Genomic DNA, 6,402 nt, shown 5'->3' with positions numbered 1-6,402 from the left:
AAAATGTAGGGAGCAATTGAAAATGTAGGGAGCAATTGAAAATGTAGGGAGCAATTGAAAATGTAGGGAGCAATTGAAAATGTAGGGAGCAATTGAAAATGTAGGGAGCAATTGAAAATGTAGGGAGCAAGATGCTCCCACTCCAGTAATCTCAAGGGATTGCAGGAGTGCGGGCATCTTGCCCGCTTCTTTTTTCCCATTTTCATGCTTCTTTTTTCCCATTTTCATGTCCGCTTGCGGAAACCGGACTTGTCCGCTTGCGGAAACCGGACTTGATATATTCCTCTTCTGTCACTCTGGGAAATTCTTACGAATTTCCGTCATTACAGCCTGCGATCGCTAACGAAAGAATCAGGGTTTCAGCCCTCTTTTTCGCAAAGTGACAGAAGAGGGATAATTATTCGCCTAGGGGCACGAAATCATAGCCGAAACCACTGTTATTACCGGGTTGAACTTCGACTAACTGAAGGCTCTGATTGCGATCGCCTGATGGCAAGAAGCGAAGGGTTCCCGATGCCCCAGTGACCTGAAAACCGGGCGATACTAGAGTCTCCTGGATACCGGAGCGACTGGGTTCGCGGGCGATCGCCTCTAACAACACTTTCGCCCCATCATAGGCTAAAGCGGTGCGCCAGTTCACCTGTCCTCCCCATAACTGGAGACTCTGTTGGGCAAAAGGAGATTGGGCATTGGCTAAAAAATGCCAAGGGATCGCCACCACCATTCCCTGCGCCTTTGCTCCACCCACACTTAAGACTTCCGGTTTATACAAACTATCCCCTCCCAGGAGGGGCAATTGACGATTATTAATCACTATCACATCCAGGGCAGCATTAAATACGGTAGAATCTGAGGCTAGTAAAATCGCCTCAGCCCCTTGACTGGTAGCTTGTTGCACCGCATTACTAGAGCTAAACATTAAGCTGGCAAAATCTAGCTCCGATACCACCTCTCCGCCATCGGCAAATAGGGCAGTGGTAAAGCTATCTTTGAGGGACTTGCTATAACTGCTATTGGAGTTAAAAAATACTGCTACTTTTTGTTTTTGCAGTCCTTGGAGCAAATAACGAGAGAGAGTTGTACCCGTAAAGCGATCGCTAGGAACTGTGCGAAAAATATAACTGCCTTTGCCCGACAACTCCACGGAGGTAGAGGTGGGGGAGATCATCACCAACTGCCCATTTTCATAGATAGGAGCAGCGGCCAAACTCACCCCACTACTAAAGTGCCCAATAACGCCCAAAACCCGATCGTCAGCGACTAAGTTTTGGGCGATTTCAACGGCTAACTCTGGACTATTAGCATCATTGGCAATCAGGATTTGTATGGGAGTCCCTTTGACACCCCCTTGTTGGTTAATTTCCTGTTGTGCTTGGGCGACACCGCGCAGCAATTCTTGGGCCCCATTGAGCTGGGTGGTAATCGGGACAGATACGGCCAGAGTATAGGCTCTTTGTCCAGCAATACGGGCATTATTGAGATAGATTAGAGCTTCGGGATCGTTGCGGTTCAGGGCTAAGGACGCTTCTAAATCGGCGATCGCCCCTTGCCAATTTCCCTCAGCGATCTCAGTTACAGCCCTCCGTTTCTCAGGGGTTGCCCCCTCCTCAATTAACAACCGCTCTCCCAGACTGAGCCGCTCTTCCACTGGGCCCAAGTTAGCTGGGGCATTTTGGGTTTCAGTTGCGGAATTAGTGGGGAGGATCTCTGGTTCTCCCCGACTCAGGAACCACCATAAACCAAAACCCACCACGCCCAAACCAACAATCAGGGCAATGATTAAAATGGGGGTGTCATTTTTTTGGGCCATATCTCCCTTCTCAGTTAATCGTCCTTAGCGGCAAAAATCTTTTCTAACACTTCTTCTACGGCCTTATCGGGAGTCGAAGCACCGGAAGTAATACCGATGGTAATTGCACCAGAAGGTAACCAATTTTCTGCAATAGTGAGGTCGCCATCCAAAGGTTTATGCTCAATGCGATTATCAGACCAGATGCGATCGCCCCCATCAATATGATAGGAAGGAATGCCCCTAGCGATCGCAATCTCTTGTAAATGGGTCGTATTCGAGGAATTAAACCCCCCAATGACCACCATCAGATCCAGTTTTTCTTCCACCAAGCCTAACATAGCGTCTTGACGCTCTTGGGTGGCATCACAAATCGTATTAAAACTATGAAAATGCTCCGTCAAGACATCCGGCCCATACTTTTTCATCATGGTATGTTCAAACAACTTGCCAATCTGCTCCGTTTCGCTTTTAAGCATCGTCGTTTGATTGGCAATTCCCACAGCAGCTAAATCGCGATCGGGATCGAACCCTTCCGAGCAAGCGCGACTAAACTTTTGCAAAAATTCCGTCTTATCGCCCCCATGAAGAATATAGTTACAGACATATTCCGCTTCGGCCAAATTCAGCACAATTAAATACTTCCCAGCAAAGGAACTGGTTGCCACGGTTTCCTCGTGCTTATACTTACCATGAATAATAGAAGTGTAGCTTTTTTTCTTATGTCTCTCCACCGTATTCCACACCTTAGACACCCAAGGGCAAGTCGTATCCACAATCTTGCAGTCCTTGTCGTACAGCTCCTTCATCTCCTGAACGCTTGCGCCAAAAGCCGGTAAAATCACCACATCTCCTGATTGAACCCCAGAGAAATTCTTCGTATTCCCTTCTACTGGAACAAATTGCACATTCATCTGACGCAAATGGTCATTAACCGCCGGATTATGGATAATCTCATTGGTAATCCAGATATTTTCCGTGGGGAAATGTTCGCGGGTTTCATAGGCCATGGCCACTGCCCGTTCCACTCCCCAACAAAATCCAAAGGACTCGGCCAATCGGATCGTTACCTTTCCCTCAGTGAGCGTATAGTTATTGTCGCGCAACTTTTGTACCAAGGGACTTTGATAAGCAGTATTCATGAGTTGGGTCACTTCCTCTTTGTGACCGAACCCTTTGCGATGGTAATTTTCCGATTTTTTGAGCGTGCTAGAAAAGGCTTTGGTATCCATGGATGGTTTAGTGTTGTCAAGTTAGGGATAGCCCTGGCGAGAGTCTAGGTAATGTTGGCTAAACATTTGCATGGCGGTACTCCAAATCAAATACCCTTGATGATTTAGATGTAAACCATCGGTTGTCAACTCAGACCGTAGACTCCCTTGTGCAGTTGCAAACAGGGGATATAGATCAAGATAGTATACTCCTTGGGCATGGGCTAGGGCCCACAGTTCTTGATTGAGTCGGCGAATTCGTTCATTGGGCACTTGTAGCAGACGGTCTCTTTGTTCCCAAGTCGCTTGTGGCCCTTGATGGGGCAAGATCGAGTGAATGACCAATCGGGTTTGGGGATGATTCCATTTGAGGTCTTGAATAATTTGCTTATGGTTATCCAAGATTTCGCGATCGCTTACTCCTTTGAGCAGATCGTTAATCCCAATCAGAATAAAAATAGTGTCCGGTTTCGTCCCATCCAAGAGGGGTAAGCGGCGATATAACCCCGCCGAAGTTTCTCCAGAAATGCCTTGGTTTAGCCAAGTGCGTCCGGGGGGGAGGAGGGAGGGTGGAAACCATAAACTAATCGAATCTCCGGCTAATATGGATAACTTTTCCGGTTGTTTCGCGGCAGCAACTTGGGCTTCTTTGGCCAGCAGTTCCACCCATTCTTGATAGGTGAGATGATGACTTTGGGGGGTATAAGGGTCTGGGTTAACGCTCTCTTCGGGGCCGCTGACGGAGAGGATCTGGGCCTGAGCGGGGATACCTGAAGGCTGATCCGTCACCGGTAGGAGCGATCGCCCTTCCACCGAGCCAATCTCGCGTTGCCCCTGGATCGCTAACAAACCTAAGACGACATTGGCTGATAGGGATAATCCTACCCAAATGGGAATTTTTTTTCTGTGGCTGAACACAACCCTACACCGATTCAACAGACGCATTTACCAATCCCATCATAGGATCGGATCATTAACAAAACAAAGCCGCTAAGGAAAATCGTGAATCCTTAGCGGTTCTCGTGAGAGGAAATCAGTTTACTTTAAGACACTCTAGAGCTAAGAGTTGTGACCTTTAGCACCAGAGGACTTGATGGCATCTGCCATGCCTGAACTCATCACTACACTCGATTCTTTCAGGAATCCACTGTAAGCCTCCATACCATGTTCGGCGATATCCAATCCTTCAAACTCTTGTTCGGGATGAACCCGGATACCGACAGTTGCTTTCAGGGCTAACCAAAAGATCGTACTCAGCAGTACCGTAAAACCACCAATGGTTAAAATACCAAGGATTTGGGCAATCAGTTGATTCGCTCCACCGCCATAAAATAGGCCCGATTCGGTATTAAACAAGCCCACAGCTAAAGTTCCCCAAATCCCATTGACCAAGTGAACTGAAGTTGCACCTACCGGGTCATCAATTTTGAGAACGCTATCGAAAAATCCAACGGAATAGACGACTAAGACTCCAGCAATCAAACCAATAATCACAGCGCCCCAGTAAGAGACACCATCACAACCGGCGGTGATCCCAACTAAACCAGCCAGAATACCGTTAATGACCATGGAGAGGTCAGGCTTGCCATCTTTGAGCCAAGAAACGATCGTAGCCGATACTCCACCGGCAGCCGCAGCCAAGTTAGTGGTTACCGCAATGTAGGGAACTGCTTCATCTGCTGCCAGTTGGGAACCGGGGTTAAATCCGAACCAGCCAATCCAGAGGATTAGACATCCCAGAGTGGCGATACTCATATTGTGGCCGGGAATGGCACGAGCTTGGCCATCTTCATATTTACCAATCCGGGGCCCTAAGATGGCTGCACCCATGAGAGCAGCCCAACCGCCGACGGAGTGAACCACAGTCGAACCCGCAAAATCAGAGAATCCTGTATCGAGGAAACCGATATCGCTTAACATACCGCCCCCCCAAACCCAGTGACCGGAGATGGGATAGCCAATGCCCACAATCAGCAGGGAGAAGAGGATGAAGGCGATAAACTCAATCCGTTCTGCCACTGCTCCGGAAACGATGGTGGCAGCCGTTCCCGCAAATGCAGCTTGGAATAGGAAGAATACGGGAATGGGTAAACCCGCAGGGAAGGGATCGAGTCCGTAGGTTCCTGCATCGGCACTACTGAGGAACCAACCGCCACCGCCTACAAAGCCATTACCGGAGCCAAACATGAGGGAGAAGCCGATCGCCCAAAAGATTAGGGTAGCTAGAGCAAAGACGATCAGGTTTTTGGCTAGGATATTGACGGCATTTTTCTGGCGACAAAATCCGGTTTCTAACATGCCAAACCCAGCATTCATGAAGATGACCAGGATGGCAGCGACTAAAATCCAGATGGTATTGAGGACTCCTTGGATATATTCGGGAGATCCGGTATCGATTTCGGCTGCTTCTTGGGCTTTGGCTGCCACTTCCCAAATCACGACAATGATTGCGGATAGGGGAATACAGGCTATCCAGTTTAAGGCACTGCGACCGAACCACAAGCGTAGGGTACTCAGTGGGGGCTGTTGCCTCCAGGACTTGTTAGCCCAGAGGTTGGGGAGATTTTTCGGACTCCCTCCGATATCAAGGCGTTGAGTTTTCAATGATTGTCTTTCCATGAATTTCTTGATCTGAGAATGACCGCATAAATTTGGAGATGCAGTTTACTCGCTGAGTAGGGGACGACAAATAGCCTTCCAGCTTTTCATAGAACCAGTCCAAATAGAAGATAAAGTCAAACTCAATGCCGGTTTTAAGGTTTACTTAAGCTTGGCTACTCCTTGAATTGGTTCCGCAAATACGATAGATAGATTGCATCAATTCTGATGAGTTTATTCTGTATTACTGAATACTTTTTGTAGATTCAATTAAAAAATTATATTACATGCTTTCTAAGTAATGTTGATATCCGAGCCGCTCTAATTGGGTTTGTTTCTCAATTACAGATTGATTGAGTTGTTGACGATAGGCTTGAACCTGTTGCAGCAGGTGGGGTTGGTGGGTGGCTAAAATTTGGATGGCCAAGAGTCCGGCATTCTGAGCGTTGCCGATCGCCACGGTAGCGACAGGAATGCCTCTAGGCATCTGGACAATGGAGTAGAGGGAGTCGAGGCCTTGCAGATGGCGAGAAGCGACTGGCACACCAATGACCGGTAAAGGGGTCAAAGAAGCCACCATTCCCGGTAGATGGGCTGCGCCTCCTGCTCCGGCAATAATGACCTTGATACCCCGTTGATGGGCTTGTTGGGCATAGGTAACCATCCGTTCGGGGGTGCGGTGAGCGGAGACAATGGCGACTTCTGTGGGGATTTGAAATTCTTCGCAAACGGCGATCGCCGCTTTCATCGTGGGCAGATCAGAATCACTACCCATAATAATACCCACCAGAGGATCAGACATAA

The 6,402-nt window shown here is 48.2% G+C and carries 5 protein-coding genes; all 5 read right to left on the bottom strand.

Annotated elements, in window-relative coordinates; translation table 11 throughout:
* Positions 1–397: 397 nt before the first annotated feature.
* The 5 genes from PMG71_RS23435 to purE all read right to left on the bottom strand — a co-directional run bounded on the left by PMG71_RS23435 (position 398) and on the right by purE (position 6,400).
* On the bottom strand, positions 398–1,810 hold the full coding sequence (locus PMG71_RS23435; protein ID WP_283756159.1) for an ABC transporter substrate-binding protein: 1,413 nt from the start codon (positions 1,808–1,810) through the stop codon (positions 398–400).
* Between the two features lie 14 nt (positions 1,811–1,824).
* Positions 1,825–3,021 (bottom strand): 4-hydroxy-3-methylbut-2-enyl diphosphate reductase, encoded by a 1,197-nt coding sequence (locus tag PMG71_RS23430; protein ID WP_283756158.1) that lies wholly within the window; start codon positions 3,019–3,021, stop codon positions 1,825–1,827.
* A 21-nt stretch (positions 3,022–3,042) separates the two neighbouring features.
* Complete coding sequence (locus PMG71_RS23425; protein ID WP_283756157.1) at positions 3,043–3,918, bottom strand: SGNH/GDSL hydrolase family protein; 876 nt, start codon at positions 3,916–3,918, stop codon at positions 3,043–3,045.
* 141 nt (positions 3,919–4,059) lie between these two features.
* Positions 4,060–5,619 carry an ammonium transporter gene (locus PMG71_RS23420; RefSeq protein ID WP_283756156.1) on the bottom strand — a complete coding sequence of 520 codons (1,560 nt, stop codon included), beginning with the start codon at positions 5,617–5,619 and terminating at the stop codon, positions 4,060–4,062.
* A gap of 262 nt (positions 5,620–5,881) precedes the next feature.
* Positions 5,882–6,400, bottom strand: coding sequence for a 5-(carboxyamino)imidazole ribonucleotide mutase (gene purE, locus PMG71_RS23415; protein ID WP_283756155.1), 519 nt, complete (start codon positions 6,398–6,400; stop codon positions 5,882–5,884).
* Positions 6,401–6,402 lie beyond the last annotated feature (2 nt).

This window comes from Roseofilum acuticapitatum BLCC-M154 (assembly GCF_030068475.1).
Taxonomy (GTDB): domain Bacteria; phylum Cyanobacteriota; class Cyanobacteriia; order Cyanobacteriales; family Desertifilaceae; genus Roseofilum; species Roseofilum acuticapitatum.
The sequence above is the reverse complement of the archived record's forward strand: the minus strand, read 5'-3'. Positions and strand labels throughout refer to the sequence as shown.